Annotated in this window: 19 protein-coding genes; 7 read left to right on the top strand and 12 right to left on the bottom strand. The window is 40.4% G+C overall.

All coding sequences use genetic code 11. The features are described from left to right. Positions 1–279: ATP-binding protein (locus tag PX484_RS18910; protein WP_288105103.1), on the bottom strand; the 279-nt coding region annotated here is incomplete at its 3' end. A gap of 170 nt (positions 280–449) precedes the next feature. On the opposite strand from PX484_RS18910, the gene PX484_RS18905 reads away from it, so the two are divergent. Beyond that, entirely contained in the window at positions 450–1,586 is a 1,137-nt protein-coding gene (locus PX484_RS18905; protein WP_287766453.1) for a SpoIIE family protein phosphatase, read from the top strand. Here PX484_RS18905 and PX484_RS18900 read toward each other — a convergent pair whose 3' ends face one another. Further along, a complete protein-coding gene (locus PX484_RS18900; RefSeq protein ID WP_002802117.1) occupies positions 1,587–1,910 on the bottom strand; it encodes an STAS domain-containing protein in 324 nt (107 codons plus the stop codon). A 145-nt stretch (positions 1,911–2,055) separates the two neighbouring features. On the opposite strand from PX484_RS18900, the gene crtO reads away from it, so the two are divergent. Next, a complete protein-coding gene (crtO, locus tag PX484_RS18895; protein ID WP_287766450.1) occupies positions 2,056–3,702 on the top strand; it encodes a beta-carotene ketolase CrtO in 1,647 nt (548 codons plus the stop codon). A gap of 396 nt (positions 3,703–4,098) precedes the next feature. Here crtO and PX484_RS26110 read toward each other — a convergent pair whose 3' ends face one another. The 10 genes from PX484_RS26110 to PX484_RS18845 form a co-directional block, all read right to left on the bottom strand. Further along, positions 4,099–4,239, bottom strand: a complete 141-nt coding sequence (locus PX484_RS26110) for a type II toxin-antitoxin system YoeB family toxin (RefSeq protein ID WP_373276103.1) — start codon at positions 4,237–4,239, stop codon at positions 4,099–4,101. A 104-nt stretch (positions 4,240–4,343) separates the two neighbouring features. Beyond that, on the bottom strand, positions 4,344–4,595 hold the full coding sequence (locus tag PX484_RS18885; RefSeq protein ID WP_287766448.1) for a type II toxin-antitoxin system Phd/YefM family antitoxin: 252 nt from the start codon (positions 4,593–4,595) through the stop codon (positions 4,344–4,346). Positions 4,596–4,838: 243 nt separating this feature from the next. Beyond that, positions 4,839–5,048: a type II toxin-antitoxin system HicB family antitoxin gene (locus tag PX484_RS18880; protein WP_002737731.1), complete on the bottom strand. Its 210-nt coding sequence runs from the start codon at positions 5,046–5,048 to the stop codon at positions 4,839–4,841. Further along, the gene (locus PX484_RS18875) at positions 5,045–5,263 is read right to left on the bottom strand and encodes a type II toxin-antitoxin system HicA family toxin (protein ID WP_287766446.1); all 219 of its coding nucleotides are present in this window, start codon (positions 5,261–5,263) and stop codon (positions 5,045–5,047) included. The genes PX484_RS18880 and PX484_RS18875 overlap by 4 nt, the downstream gene beginning before the upstream one ends. Before the next feature lie 60 nt (positions 5,264–5,323). Continuing rightward, positions 5,324–6,721, bottom strand: coding sequence for a tetratricopeptide repeat protein (locus PX484_RS18870; protein WP_288105101.1), 1,398 nt, complete (start codon positions 6,719–6,721; stop codon positions 5,324–5,326). Next, complete coding sequence (locus PX484_RS18865; RefSeq protein ID WP_002737018.1) at positions 6,702–6,869, bottom strand: hypothetical protein; 168 nt, start codon at positions 6,867–6,869, stop codon at positions 6,702–6,704. Before PX484_RS18865 ends, PX484_RS18870 begins: the two co-directional genes overlap by 20 nt. A 126-nt stretch (positions 6,870–6,995) precedes the next feature. Next, complete coding sequence (locus PX484_RS18860; RefSeq protein WP_287766442.1) at positions 6,996–7,343, bottom strand: hypothetical protein; 348 nt, start codon at positions 7,341–7,343, stop codon at positions 6,996–6,998. Positions 7,344–7,566: 223 nt separating this feature from the next. Next, positions 7,567–7,836 (bottom strand): type II toxin-antitoxin system HicB family antitoxin, encoded by a 270-nt coding sequence (locus tag PX484_RS18855; protein ID WP_002802104.1) that lies wholly within the window; start codon positions 7,834–7,836, stop codon positions 7,567–7,569. Continuing rightward, positions 7,833–7,919, bottom strand: coding sequence for a type II toxin-antitoxin system HicA family toxin (locus tag PX484_RS18850; protein ID WP_373276102.1), 87 nt, complete (start codon positions 7,917–7,919; stop codon positions 7,833–7,835). The genes PX484_RS18855 and PX484_RS18850 overlap by 4 nt, the downstream gene beginning before the upstream one ends. Before the next feature lie 160 nt (positions 7,920–8,079). Further along, a complete protein-coding gene (locus PX484_RS18845; protein ID WP_287666735.1) occupies positions 8,080–8,235 on the bottom strand; it encodes a type II toxin-antitoxin system HicB family antitoxin in 156 nt (51 codons plus the stop codon). 257 nt (positions 8,236–8,492) lie between these two features. On the opposite strand from PX484_RS18845, the gene PX484_RS18840 reads away from it, so the two are divergent. The 5 genes from PX484_RS18840 to PX484_RS18820 form a co-directional block, all read left to right on the top strand. Further along, entirely contained in the window at positions 8,493–9,785 is a 1,293-nt protein-coding gene (locus PX484_RS18840; RefSeq protein ID WP_287666713.1) for a sugar ABC transporter substrate-binding protein, read from the top strand. Position 9,786: 1 nt separating this feature from the next. Beyond that, the gene (locus tag PX484_RS18835) at positions 9,787–11,097 is read left to right on the top strand and encodes a mechanosensitive ion channel family protein (protein WP_002802098.1); all 1,311 of its coding nucleotides are present in this window, start codon (positions 9,787–9,789) and stop codon (positions 11,095–11,097) included. Positions 11,098–11,434: 337 nt separating this feature from the next. After that, on the top strand, positions 11,435–13,117 hold the full coding sequence (locus PX484_RS18830; RefSeq protein ID WP_002802096.1) for an alpha/beta hydrolase: 1,683 nt from the start codon (positions 11,435–11,437) through the stop codon (positions 13,115–13,117). Between the two features lie 142 nt (positions 13,118–13,259). After that, entirely contained in the window at positions 13,260–13,811 is a 552-nt protein-coding gene (locus PX484_RS18825; protein ID WP_149974096.1) for a DUF2854 domain-containing protein, read from the top strand. Next, on the top strand, positions 13,812–14,281 hold a 470-nt coding region (locus PX484_RS18820), incomplete at its 3' end, for a sulfite exporter TauE/SafE family protein (RefSeq protein ID WP_288105098.1).

Raw genomic sequence — 14,281 nt, 5'->3', positions numbered from 1 at the left:
GTTTTTCTCGATAAAGTCCTCTAAATCGAAGGCGGAACCCCGATCCCAGATGCGAATTTCCATCTGGGATCGGGTAATCTCGATCTCGATCTCGATCGGGATTTCGGGAGGTAGGTGTCGGTGAGCGTGACGGACTGCATTAGTAAAACCTTCGGCAAGAGCAAGCTGACACTGGAGCCAGTCTTTTTGGGGAATGCCGGCCGGTTCAAGTTGCTGAAAATATTTTAAAACGGTATCTAAGGACCTGAGATCGCTATCTACCTGAAAAGAAATCTTCACCCCCGGCTTACCTCTCCAATGCCTTACGCTAGAAGTTATACCATTTTTCCCAAACTATGACTGATGTATTAGCTCGATTCTGGATTTAATCCTGTCTTGAGGTACAAGCAAAGTCGTCCACTCCCCTCTAGTGTAAGCAGTAAGATTGAGATAGTCGAGTTACAAAAAAGATGGTACGAATTCTAGTAATTGATGATGATGGAGTAATTCAGACGTTTCTGAGCCGCGCTTTGCAGAAGGAATACGAGGTTTTTGTTGCCAGTGATGGGGAAGAAGGATTAAAGCAAGCGGGGCAACTAAAACCGGCGATGATTATTTGTGATTGGATGATGCCGGGGATCGATGGGTTGGAAGTTTGCCGGCAAATTAAGCTTAATCCCCAACTGTCAACGACTTTTTTTATCCTCTTAACTTCTTTGGGATCGGTGGAGGATCGGGTGAAGGGATTGGATGCGGGGGCGGATGATTTTTTGTGTAAACCGATCGAGATTAATGAGTTAAGAGCGCGCGTGCGGGCGGGAATGCGTTTGCATCAATTAAGTCACGATCTGCAAGCGCAAAAACAATTACTAGAAATGGAGTTAGCGGAAGCGGCGGAATATGTGCGATCGCTGTTACCAGAACCTTTTATTTCTCCAAAACTTGCTATCGATTTTCGCTTCCTTCCTTCTCGTCGATTGGGGGGTGATGGCTTTGATTATTATTGGTTAGATAATGACCATTTGATGTTATATCTTTTAGATGTGGCAGGCCATGGGTTGCGAGCGGCTTTACCTTCCCTTTCGGTGATTAATTTACTCCGTTCTCGTGGTTTAACTCAGGTAAATTACTATCAACCTAATCAGGTTTTACAAGGGTTAAATCAAGTTTATCAAATCAGCCCTAAGAATGATAAATATTTTACTATCTGGTACGGAATTTATGATCGGAAACAACAACAGTTAACCTATGCCAGTGCCGGTCATCCCCCGGCAGTTCTCCTGACTCAAAAACCTTTTGGCCAGATGATTGAAACCAGACTGAAAGCCCCCGGTTTTCCCATCGGGATGTTTCCGGAAGCGGAATATATTAATCAGGTTAAATGCCTGAATTTACCCAGTAGCCTTTATCTTTTTAGCGATGGAATTTACGAGATCGATTGTGCTGATGGTAGGATGTGGGGACTAGAAAACTTTATTCAATCTTTGCGAAATTATCACTGTAATTCCGCCAAAAATCTCGATAATTTTATTGAAGGAATTCAAGCTTTACAATTTGATGGTAATTTTAAGGATGATCTTTCGATCATGCAGGTGGATTTTCGCTGATTAACTTCCTAAAATTTTTTGTTCTAATTCTTCTCGGTTATTAAAAATTTCAAAAACTCGATCCATATCGGTCAATTCAAATAACATTTTTATCTGATCATTAATCGAGCAGATAAAAATCTTACCCCCCGCAGAACGCACGGTTTTTAAGGATAAAACTAGCGCCCCTAAACCAGAACTATCCATAAAGGTGACATTCTTGAAATCAACGATAATAACCTCGGAACCTCCCTGCACGGCTTCGGTAATTTCTTGGCGAAATTGGCCAGCTTGGTTGCCATCTAAAATACCCGATGGTTGAATAACTTTAATCGCAGAACTCATAAAAAAAAGGAAAAATTAAAGGTTTTCTACCTGCTCACTCATAACTGCTCGCTGAAATCTGCTGATAGCAGCGAATCTTTAACTATTTTTAACATATTAGGGTCAAGAAAAGCGCAAAATTAAAAATAGGAATTTTTGAAACTGCATGGAAAGTTACGATGTCATCCTCATCGGTGCCGGGCATAATGGTTTAGTTTGTGCCGCCTATCTCCTCAAAGCCGGTTATCGCGTCCTCCTTCTCGAACAGCGTAGCGTACCAGGAGGAGCCGCTACCACAGAAGCGGTTATCCCGGATCTAGCCCCCGATTTTAAGTTTAATCTCTGTGCGATCGATCATGAATTTATCTTTTTAGGACCAGTAATTGAGGAATTGGAGCTAAAACGCCACGGATTAGAGTATTTATTCTTCGATCCTACCGTTTTCTGTCCCCATCCCTCCGGCCAATATTTTCTTTCCTATCGCTCTCTGGAAAAAACTCACGCCGCAATTGCCCAGTTTTGTCCGCGAGATGCCGATCGCTACCTTCAGTTTATCGACTATTGGGCGCAGTTGATGAATGCGATCGGGCCTTGGTTTAATGCCCCGCCCCAAGATTTGCTCAGAATCGCCCGCAATTATAACTCTAGTGCTTTAGCTAGTGTCTGGAAAGCGATCGGCTCGAAAAAGAAACTGCTCGACTTCATCCGCACGATGATTACTTCCCCCGAAGATGTCCTCAATGAGTGGTTTGAGAACGAATTTGTCAAAGCACCCCTGGCTCGTCTAGCGGCGGAAATTGGCGCTCCTCCCTCCCAAAAAGGCATTACCTCCGGGATGATGATGATGGCGATGCGTCACTCCCCCGGGGTGGCTCGCCCTCGTGGTGGTACAGGCGCACTAACCGAGGCTCTGGTGAAATGTGTTGTTAGTCTCGGTGGGGTAATTTTAACCGAGCAGAAAGTTAAACAGATTCTAATCGAGGAAGGACAAGCGATCGGGGTTAGGGTGGACTCTGGACAAGAATATCTGGCAAAAGCGGGTGTTATCTCTAATATTGACGCTAGACGAGTTTTTTTACAGTTAGTCGCCCCCGCCGATGTGGATGCCGCCGATCCGGAATTGCGAGAAAGGGTAGAACGGCGAATTGTCAATAACAATGAAACAATTCTTAAAATTGATTGCGCCCTCGCCGAAGCGCCAAGGTTCGAGGCTTATGATCACAAAGAGGAGTATTTACAGGGAACGATTCTCATCGCCGATTCCGTCCGTCACGTTGAACAGGCCCACGCTTTAACGATTTTGGGGCAGATTCCCGACGAAAATCCCTCGATGTACCTAGATGTCCCCACTATTCTCGATCCCTCCATGGCTCCCCAGGGCAAGCATACCCTCTGGATCGAATTTTTTGCCCCCTATCAGATTGCCGGGGCCGAGGGAACGGGATTAAACGGCACGGGATGGACGGAAGAATTAAAAAATCGCGTGGCCGATCGAGTTCTTGATAAACTGGCCGATTATGCTCCCAATCTCAAATCTTCGATCATTGCCCGTCGGGTGGAAAGTCCGGCCGAATTAGCTAATCGTTTGGGTTCCTATAAAGGTAATTACTATCATCTTGATATGACCTTAGATCAGATGATTTTCCTGCGTCCTTTGCCAGAAATAGCTAACTACAAAACCCCCATTAAAAACCTTTATTTAACTGGGGCAGGAACTCACCCCGGCGGCTCAATTTCGGGGATGCCGGGGCGTAATTGCGCTCAGGTTTTTCTGCGGGATCAAAGCACTTTTCTGCAAAGATTATTTAACTAGGGTTTGCTGAATAAATGTGAAATATGTACAAGGTAAGGAGTTTAGTGGCTTGTTTCACAAAACAGATGCAAGATTTTAAAGCTAGTGTCTCAAAAACCTTGCATCTTGATCGACGATCGCCCTTACTTTTTCAGCAAACCCTAATTATTTTTTACTATTTGAGTATCGGGGTGATTTTCCCTTAATTCCAAAATGTAATAAGACAGCTGAATAAAAATACTATAGTGATAATTCATGGGTTGTCTCCTTGATTTAATTTTGCTAGTTCCTGAAGTGCATTTCTTCCGTCTTTTTCCTGGTAGCGATCAGCATCACTACTATCTTTGCCTGACAGGGGCAAGCTATATTCTAAACGGGGATGACTTCAGGCGTTATGACCGCTCTTACCTAATCTCCCTAGTGTGTTTTGGTACGAATAATCAGAATAGTTTTATCGTCTTCATAAATTTCATAAAGCAGACGATCTTTTCTATTTAGGCGATAGGAATACAAGCCTTCTAAATCGCCTTTTAAGGATTTGCCAATATAGGGATTAATTGCAATTATGTTAGTTAAAATTTATTGAAGTTTGACTTTTTGTTTTTGGGTGAGTTCGTCGGTATCTTTTCGCGCTTGTTTAGAAAAGACAATTGTGTAGGTTGTCATCCAAATACTTGTTCCATTATCAGGGTTTCTCCTGCGGCATATTCTCGTCGTGCTGATGCAATATGTTGTAATAGTTTGGAATCTTGCATGAGTTCGGAGGTTTCAGCTAAGGATTCCCATTCTTCTTGAGTGATGAGAATATAACTGCGATTTTCACGAACGATCACTACTCCATCGGGTTCTTTTTCAGTGCGATCGCAGAGTTTTTCTAGGTTGGCTTTGGCGTAATCAACGGTGACTTGATACATAAATCGCTTACGGTTTGTGGGGATTAGTCTTATAATAAAGCAAAAATTGCTTCTTGGCTGACGTTTTCATTATTTATTTTGGGCTTTTTGGTTCTGATCGAGAAGAAGGAGATATGACAACTTTAGTAATGATCTAAGCCGTAACTTGCATAATGTTTATTTTGGCTTTTCCGAGATCATGGTATAAAATGTTCTATGAACGGTTAAATACTAGGAAATATTACTGAACTGAGAATATTTGGGCTATGCGGAAATAGCCCGGAGAGGTGGGAGAGATTTGCCTCGTGCAGTGTAGTCTTCGATAAGGAGATCTAGAACTTCAAGGGCATTTTGTAGAGCTGCATGGTAGGTTTCACCATGGGTATGAGCATAGGGGCCAAATTCAGGGAGGTGGGCGATAAATTTGTTGTCTTCTTCTGACCATTGAATAAAAATACTATAGTAATAATTCATGGGTTGTCTCCTTGATTTAAGTTGGCTAGTTCCTGAAGTGCATTTCTTCCGTCTTTTTCCTGGTAGCGATCGGCATCACTACTATCTTTGCCTGACAGGGTCAAGCTATATTCTAAACGGGGATGGCTCCAAACGGTATGACTACCTTTACCGGGGCGATAGGTAAACCCTGCTTTCAGAAGTATAGACTTGAGTTCTCGTATTTTTTTAGGCATTTACTATCTGCTGGAGTAATTTTATTGCAGTTTGAGCATTATTAAGGTATTACAAAGAATCTAGGAATGACGGAGTGATTGGATATATTCCACCATTTCGGGGGGAAAGCGTTGGCTTAATTCCTCATCGGGAAGTTGAGAAAGCATCAGATTATAATTATTTTTTACTGTTTGAGTGTCGGGGTGATTTTCTCCTAATTTTTCCGAACAAATAGCAATCGCTTTTTGATAAAGCGGTTCCGCTTCTGTGTATTTTCCTTGAGACTGATAAAGAATCGCCAGACTGTTGAGACTGTTGGCCACATGAGGATGCTCTGCTCCTAATTGCTTTTCCCTAATCGCCAGCGCTCTTTGATAGAGAGATTCTGCTTCTGCGTATTTCCCTTGAGCGCGATAAAGATCCGCCAGATTGTTGAGACTGGTCGCCACATCAGGATGCTCTTCTCCTAATTGCTTTTCTGTAATCGCCAGCGAGCGCAAAAAGAGAGGTTCTGCTTCTGCGTATTTCCCTTGATCATAATAAAGACCAGCCAGATTGTTGAGAATGGTCGCCACATCAGAATGCTCTTTTCCTAATTGCTTTTCCCCAATCGCCAGCGAGTGCAAAAAGAGAGGTTCTGCTTCTGCGTATTTCCCTTGAGCGCAATAAAGACTCGCCAGATTGTTGAGACTGGTCGCCACATCAGGATGCTCTTTTCCTAATAGCTTTTCCCGAATCGCCAGCGAGCGGAAAAAGAGAGGTTCTGCTTCTGTGTATCTCCCTTGATCTTGATAAAGACTCGCCAGATTGTTGAGATTAGAAGCAACACTAGGATTATTGCCACCAAATAACTCTTCATGGATTTTTAATCCTTGTAAAAATAGAGATTCTGCTTGAGCAAAATCGCCTTGATATTGATAAGAAGTACCTAAATTACTCGAAGCATTTGCTTCTGATGTTTTATCACCAATTTGCTGGGCAATTTCTAATTGTTTTTGAAAATATTCAATTGCTTGCTGATATTTTCCTAAGGATTGATAAGTAATCCCCAGATTTCCGAAAGCATTTGCTAGGGCAAGAATATCGCCGATCTCCTGGGCAATTGCTAATTGTTCTTGAAGATGTGAAATTGCTTCTTGATACTGCCCTAAAGACTGATAAGCCGCTCCCAAATTACCTAAAGTATTCGCCAGCGAATACCGATCATTAGTTTCTCTAATAATTACTAATTGTTGCTGAAGATATTGTACTGCTTCTCTATATTGACCCCAAGATTGATAAATCATTGCTAACCGGCCAAGAGCAAAAACCTCAGATTGTTTATCACCAATATCCTGAGCTTTTTTTAAGAGCTTTTGATAGATTTTAGGATTATGTTTTTTGGGCGTAATCTGATCAAAGTTCTCAAGATTTAACTCTGTTTCATAATTACTAGCCTGAGCCGAATTAGTTTGATTTTTATGAATCTGAATCATCATTAGCCTCCAATAAATTTAAAAATTGCTCAAATTCTGATTCTGCGGATTGAATTGCCTGAATCCATTCTGATAATTCTTTAACTGTTATATTAACTTTACCCTCCTGTTGACGAGCATTTCCCTTAAGTTTGTAGAAAATTGCTTTCAATTTACATAGACTTTCAATGCCGTAATCAAGATTAGAAAGAGAAGTCGAAATAGACTTGGAACTCTCACTGGTTGTATCTAAGTTAGCAGGGTTTTGTTTAACCTGCTCCCCTACAGGCGGCTGTGGTCAGTTGAAGTTAAAAGTCGGATTATGAATTGTTCCTTGATTAACAATTCCAACATTTTTCATCATATTAATAACGTAAGGATTAGATTGATTTTCCTTAAACACTTGTTCTGCAACTTTTTGTATTTCTGGGTCTTCCAGTAAAATCGCCATTACCTCAATGGTTTCAGATAACAAAGCAGGATCTTGATTAGCCGATTGCAACTTTTTTAAAGTATCAGGAGAATTCGCTCCGATTAAATTTATCAGTTTTTCAAGGGAACCATCTAAGACAAGCTCCCCCACACGGGCCAACGCTCCCCCTAAAATAATCGTGACTCCTGTAGCCAATAGCGTTAAAGGTTCCATGGTACGACTCCTTGCTAGTAAATGGCACTTAATTAATTGTTAGATAGTGTAACAGGCTTCTGGTTCTTGTGTTTTATCTTTAATAAGATTATAGCCTGTGAAATAACAAAATGCCTACCCCGTGGAACAGGCTTCTAGTTCCTGTACTTGATCTTTGATCAGATTAAAGTAAAAGCTTTAATTCCAGTTTGCTTAAGTTTATCGTTCATTTTCCTTAATAAAACTAAGGTTTAACTAACACTTGATCTATGGGAATATGAGTTAGAAAAAATGCTTCTCCTTCCGAATCTCGCAAAGCTTCTAAATAGGCATCAATCCCTCGCGGTTGGGGCAAGTTTTCAACATCTGCCAAATGCAAAGCCAAAGCTGATCGCATTTGCTCCGTTGTTTCTTCTAGAGTCGCACCTGTTGCTACACAACCCAATACATCGGGTGAATAAGCTGAAAATCCCGTCTCACTTTTTTCGAGAACAATTAGATATTTGTCGATCATTTTAACCCTGCTTGTTTAAGAATACTAGCTAAAGTTCCTTTACGAACATCATCACTTAATTTGCCAGCAACAGTCACCTTCAGGGTTTGGTTTGAGAGATTCTCTGTTCAGCGTAAGCCTTACGCTCCCAATGGTTTGGGGGATTACTCTCATAATAAAGTAAAAATTACTTATTGGCTGACGTTTTCATCATTTATTTCGGGGTTGTCGGTTCTGACTGAAATGTAATAGAGGATATTTGAGCTATGGGGAAATATCCTGAGGACGTGAGAGAGATTTGCCCAGTGCAGTGTAGTCTTCGATAAGGAGATATAGAACTTCAAGGGCATTTTGTAGGGCTGCATTGTAGGTTTCACCATGGGTATGAGTATAGGGTCCAAACTCAGGTAAATGGGCGATAAATTTTTGGTCTTCATCTGACCATTAAATGGTGATGCTGTAGTGATGGTTCATGGGGTGTTTTCCTCGTCTAGATTTTGTAGTTCTTGCAGGGCATTTTGGACTAATTCTATTATGGCAGCCGATAGTAACTGGGATTACTGCTATACTGGTGGCTCTTGACAAAAGATCATGTTAATTATTTTTCTGATGAAGATTATTAGTCACCTTTTCATGTATCATGAATATATGGCAAGATTTTTGAAGGATCACGAGCGATGCAATTTCTAAGGCTCAGAGTTAAAACTGTTTGGAGAAGTAAAAAAATAAGGGGAATTATATCGCTCCTATTGCTTTTTATCCTGATGCCAATTTTTCTTTATGCCTGTTTTAGTGATCTCCCTAATCAATCATCGGAGCAACTGCAAGGAACTCTCTCGGTTTGGTATCCAGAAGAGGGAAATTTAACTGAAATACTAGGTCTCGGTTTGCAAGAGTTTGAAAAATTAAATCCGCAAGTGACAATTCTCGAAAAAGCTATTCCTATCGATGAGATACCCGAACGTTTTTTTAAACAATCTCAAAGCGGATTGGGTGCTAGTGTTATTCTAATTTTTTCGAGAAATATACCCAGATTAGTATCCCAAGGGGTACTGAAGGAAATTGACCAGAAAAATCTAGATTTATCTATTTATTATCCCCCGACGCTGAAACAAGTTAGCTATCAAGGAAAAATCTATGGCATTCCTTTAGGTTCTCGTACTAATGTACTGTGTTACAATCAAAAAAAATTACAAGTTAGTACCGATCCGCTGCTGAAGCAACCTCCCACCAGTTTAGAGGGATTAGTGGAACGTGCGCGCAAAGGCTATTCTGTGGGGATAGTTTCCTCTTTTGAAGATACTTTTTGGGGAATGGCAATTTTTGGCGGCTATTTGTGGGATGATCAGGGTAGGCTGCAACCTCGCTTGGATGGTTGGGCAAAATGGCTAGAATGGCTAAAATTTGCCTCGTCACAGCCTAATTTTATCCTCAATCGTCAACGGGAATTACTTCACGAGGCCTTTGCTAGAGGCCGCTTAACCTATTATGTGTGTAATTCTATTGAAATTGCCGATTTAAAAAACAGCCTCCAAGATGATCTCAGAGTCGCTTTACTTCCCCAAGACACTCAAGGTAAAGCAGCACCAATTCTCTATACACGGGTGATGGTATTTAATCGCAATAATAGTGATAATGAAAATAGTTTGGGGTTAGCTTTAGGAAAATTTCTCTCTAATCCCGAACAACAATTACAAGCAATCATCCAAACAGAAAGTTTTATTCCCACTAATCGACGGGTACAGATCGAAGGAAAATTACTACCGATCGAATCGGTATTATTACAACAATCTCAAAATGTTGTGGCAGTTCCTCTGGATGATTGGGAAAAGTCGAATCAAATTTTAGAACAAGGAGAATTTTGGTATGAAAGAGCGATCGCTGGTGAAATATCTTCCTCAGCAGCAGCCCAAAAACTGACACTTTATATTCAATCAGATCTCGATCAGGAAGTCGGGAAAATAAATTAATATGAACAACAATATCCCCTCTCTTTCGGAAATAATTGCTAACCAATTATTATTTTTAGGACGTAGAAATGTTCAAAATCAATTAACGACTATTTTTCTCTCCTTAATTGTTGCTTGGTTATTATCAAAATGGTTATGGTCTTACTTAGAAAAAAGATTCCCTCACGGCACCAGTTTTATTCACAGTGATAAAAAATTAACCCTCCGTCAATATTTTGCCATCCTGATACAGTTTCTTAATTTTCCAGTTATTAGTCTAATTTTACTTGACTTAAAGTATCTAATTTTTTTCAGTCAAAACTGGACAAGAGGAATGATTAATTTATCCATACAATTAATATTTTTTTACTTGATTTATCGTTGTTTATTAGCTGGATTATATGCTAGGTTTTCCGTCAATACAATTAAATATTATCATGGTCGGCTTTTAGCACCTTTATTGGTATTATTCCTCCTGAGAACTATTATTGGTGTTTACAATAATATTCAAGAAATTGCCCAAGTATCTCCCTTCAATTTATTCAATAGTCCGATCACATTGAGAAGCATATTTATTTTGATAATAGCTCCCTATTTTCTGGTAATTATTGTTATTCTTATAGAGAGTATAATTCTGAGTATTACTAATTTAAATCAGCAAGCGAGTCGCGGTGAAATTGAAGCAACTTTACTGTTAGGACGTTATTTTTTCATTGTCTTAGGTTTTATTATCATCTTGGGTTATGTGGGAGTTAATGCAACAGCAATAGCGGCAATTACTGGCGGTTTATCGGTGGGTATTGGTTTCGGTATGCAGCAAGTGGTAAGTAATTTCATTAGCGGTATTTTACTATTATTTGAAAAAGTTCTCAAACCCGGTGATATAATTAATATTGAAGGACAGACTTCTCAGGTAAAAAAGCTAGGTATCCGAGCGACAACAGTGCAAATTCTTACAGACAATTCCGAAAAAATTATTCCCAATCAAAAGTTTTTTACTGAGGATGTCACCACCTACACGGGTAGTGATAACTTGATTTATTGTTCAATTGTTATCGGAGTTGGTTATAATTCTAACGCCCAACAGGTGATGAATTTATTGCTAGAGATTGCCGATCAACATCCTCACATACTTAAAAACCCGCAACCAGTAGCCTTTTTTCTTAATTTTGACGATTCTAGTTTAAACTTTGAATTAAAGTTTTGGTTGGATGATGTCAACAGAAAAAAGCGAGTAATTAGTGATATTAATTGTGCTATTCTTGATCGGTTTACTCAACAGGGTATCGAGATTCCCTTCCCGCAACAAAATATTCACATTCGTAATAATTAGCAATTTATATTGGTCAAAAATCTTATCTGATTATTTTCATCGCCAAATATATCACTTTCACTTATTAAATTCATGTATTTATCGTTTTTTATTAATGGTTAATATCTTGACATAAAAACAATTATAACTTACTATTCTAGATAGTATATTCACAAATTATCAATAATCTATAATTAAAATATCCCAGATGAATATATCGAGGTTTTGCTAATGCTTTTTCGTCCTACTTTGCTTGGCACTTTATCGCTTGCCCTAGCCTTAAATTGGCCTTATGGACATCACTCGTAGTCCCACTTTTCCCTTTTAATTGTTGTCATTTACCCTAACTAAAAATCCCATGATTATTCCCCGTTTACAAAATCGTTTTCCCAGAAATAATCCCACCCGTCGGCTGCAAGCTTTTCTCCTAGGTCTTTTCGCTGCGAGTATGACCGCTTTACCCCTAAAAGCCGCCGAAGAAATTGAATTTGTCTATACTCCCCTCGTCTTTTCCGTATCGGTAGCATCCCTAGAAAATTTTGCTAAAGAAGGAAAGATTGATGCTAATTTAAAAAGATTTCTGTCCAGAGCAACTCCCGAAGCAAGAGAGAAGTTTCGTGAGGCTTTATTAACAAAGATTGACATCGATCCTATTTTACTATCTCGTTTTTTTAATAGTGTGATGGGTGCTGATATGCTCTCTCGTTTGGGCAAAGGCATCACCATTGAAGGGGGAATTAATGGTAAATATGCCCTGCGGGGTGCGATTGTTAGTGCCGCTTTCGATCCGGGAGGATTAACCCTTTTAAATGTCCTGAAAAAATTCCCCAATAATATACAGTTACAGGGGGAAGAAATCCTCGGATTAGCTAAAACCATCGATTATGCGGTTTATGTGGCGGAAATATTTATTAAAGATATGCGCCTCTGGACAGCCGAGGAAGCCGCTGCCGTTAAACCAGCGATTAATTATACCAGTTTACCCGATTTGCGTCAGCGCGGTAGCTTTCAGGTAAAAAAAGAAGTTTGGAACCTAACCGATAGCAGTCGCAATCGCAGTTTATATGTGAATGTTTATATCCCGCAAACTTTCCGAGAAGACAAAACACCTGTAATTATTTTTTCCCACGGATTAGCCTCGCGACCGGAAGATTATGCCCAAGCAATTGAACATCTAGCTTCCTACGGATTTTTAGTAGCGGTACCGCAACACCCCGGCAGTGATACCCAATACCTGCAAGGAACGTTAGGGGGGTATTATCGCAATATTTTTGATGGTAATGAGTTTATTAATCGACCTAAAGATATTAGCTTTGTCATCGATGAATTAGCCAGACGTAATGCTAGTCAATTTCAAGGTAAACTTGACCTCACTAATGTGGGAGTAGCGGGTCATTCCTTCGGGGGTTATACATCTCTAGCTGTTGCCGGCGCACAAATTGATTTTGATAATCTCGCCCAAGATTGTAATCGTCCTTACTCCGGGATTAATATCGCTATTTTACTGGAATGTCGCGCCCTAGAATTGCCTAGACAGGTCTATAATTTTCGCGATGAACGAGTCGCGGCCGTCTTTGCAGCTAATCCCGTTAACCGCAGTATTTTTGGGGAAAAAGGTTTAAGCAAAATCTCGATTCCTGTCCTCTTAGGTTCAGGGAGTTATGACCCGGCAGCTAATCCGATTTTTGAACAGGCCATTCCTTTTACTTGGTTAAAAACGCCGGATAAATATCTGGCCATGGTGGAGGGACAAGCTCATGTAAATTTTACGGAATTGGATGCAGGAATGCAAAAAACCCTAGAGTCTGTGGTCGATATCACTTTACCCAATCAAAATTTAATCGAGGATTATGCGGGGGCTTTATTGGTGGCTTTTTTTGAAGTTTATATTGCTGATAATGACAAGTTTCGTCCTTTTCTTCTGTCTAGTTATGCAGAATATCTCAGCCAGGGACAAAAGTTTAAATTAGACTTTATTACTGCCGCTTCTGACCAGAAATTATCTCAATTAATTGAAAAATTGCGAGTACATCGGCAATAGGCACTCTTGCAATAGGCAATAGACACTAATTGCCTTCAGTAGCTAATAACTGAAAAATCTCCCCACTGCCCCTCTGCAAAAAAGATTCTTTTGAGTTGTATAATCTCTAAAGGATTAGCGTACTCAAGAAAAAAATTATTTCATGCTCAGGAAAATTAGACTATCATACTTTGGCTTAATTTTAGGCAGTATTTTAACGGTTATCGGGATTATCGGTTATGCCCAAGGTAACGCCACGGTCAATTTAGCGGGGTTTTTCTACGGATTACCCTTATTATTGGGAGGTTTAGCCCTAAAAGCTTCAGAAATCAAACCCATACCCTTTAGTCAACCCAGTAGCCCCGAAATCTTGCAATTGCGCCAACAACAGGCTACTGTCACCCAAACCAAACTTCGCAACGATGTCACCCGCTATCGCTACGGACAGGAAGTGCATCTGGATGAAGCCCTAGAAAAGCTGGGATTAAGCCCCACGGACGAGGAAAGACCCACTTTAGTGGCAATTCGTGAAACTGCTGTTGATTCCGCCTATTGTCTCACCCTAGAATTTGAATCGCCCCTTTTACCCCTAGAAAAGTGGCTGGCAAAACAAGAAAAAATCGAAAGATACTTTGGACCAGGAATTAGAGCCGAAATTAAGCAAGTTGACGAGGAAAAAATTGATTTAGCCCTAATTACTATCCCTAACCCCTAAATGCTCACGCCTACTCAGTATGGCTTCCTAGCAATCGCTGCCGTGGCTGCCGGCTTAATTAACGCTCTTGCCGGTGGCGGTAGTCTGATTACTTTTCCGACGCTGATGGCGGTGGGTATCCCACCGGTAATGGCAAATGTGACTAATACCGTCGCTTTATGTCCCGGTTATCTGGGGGCAACCCTCGCCCAAAAAAAAGACCTGCACGGGCAACAAAAACGGATTTGGTTATTACTACCATCGGCAGTTATTGGCGGCATTATCGGTGGTATTTTGCTGTTAAATAGTAGTGATAAAGTATTTGAGCGCCTGATTCCTTTTTTGATTCTTTTAGCGGCGGCTTTATTGGCTTTTCAAGATACTTTACGCTCTTGGTTGCAGCGGCGACAGGGGGACGAAAATGGTCATATACCAGAAATTTTGGCGGTTTTACCCATCGCTCTCGCTTCAATTTATGGTGGTTATTTTGG

It is taken from the genome of Microcystis sp. M49636_WE2, from assembly GCF_030065375.1.
Classification (GTDB): Bacteria; Cyanobacteriota; Cyanobacteriia; order Cyanobacteriales; family Microcystaceae; genus Microcystis; species Microcystis aeruginosa_C.
The sequence above is the reverse complement of the archived record's forward strand: the minus strand, read 5'-3'. Positions and strand labels throughout refer to the sequence as shown.

Coding starts and splice junctions, on each gene's coding strand:
- PX484_RS18905 (WP_287766453.1), top strand. CDS start 450: ATGGTACGAATTCTAGTAATTGATGATGATGGAGTAATTCAGACGTTT.
- PX484_RS18900 (WP_002802117.1), bottom strand. CDS start 1,910: ATGAGTTCTGCGATTAAAGTTATTCAACCATCGGGTATTTTAGATGGC.
- crtO (WP_287766450.1), top strand. CDS start 2,056: ATGGAAAGTTACGATGTCATCCTCATCGGTGCCGGGCATAATGGTTTA.
- PX484_RS18885 (WP_287766448.1), bottom strand. CDS start 4,595: ATGTATCAAGTCACCGTTGATTACGCCAAAGCCAACCTAGAAAAACTC.
- PX484_RS18880 (WP_002737731.1), bottom strand. CDS start 5,048: ATGAATTATTACTATAGTATTTTTATTCAATGGTCAGAAGAAGACAAC.
- PX484_RS18875 (WP_287766446.1), bottom strand. CDS start 5,263: ATGCCTAAAAAAATACGAGAACTCAAGTCTATACTTCTGAAAGCAGGG.
- PX484_RS18870 (WP_288105101.1), bottom strand. CDS start 6,721: ATGATGATTCAGATTCATAAAAATCAAACTAATTCGGCTCAGGCTAGT.
- PX484_RS18860 (WP_287766442.1), bottom strand. CDS start 7,343: ATGGAACCTTTAACGCTATTGGCTACAGGAGTCACGATTATTTTAGGG.
- PX484_RS18855 (WP_002802104.1), bottom strand. CDS start 7,836: ATGATCGACAAATATCTAATTGTTCTCGAAAAAAGTGAGACGGGATTT.
- PX484_RS18840 (WP_287666713.1), top strand. CDS start 8,493: ATGCAATTTCTAAGGCTCAGAGTTAAAACTGTTTGGAGAAGTAAAAAA.
- PX484_RS18835 (WP_002802098.1), top strand. CDS start 9,787: ATGAACAACAATATCCCCTCTCTTTCGGAAATAATTGCTAACCAATTA.
- PX484_RS18830 (WP_002802096.1), top strand. CDS start 11,435: ATGATTATTCCCCGTTTACAAAATCGTTTTCCCAGAAATAATCCCACC.
- PX484_RS18825 (WP_149974096.1), top strand. CDS start 13,260: ATGCTCAGGAAAATTAGACTATCATACTTTGGCTTAATTTTAGGCAGT.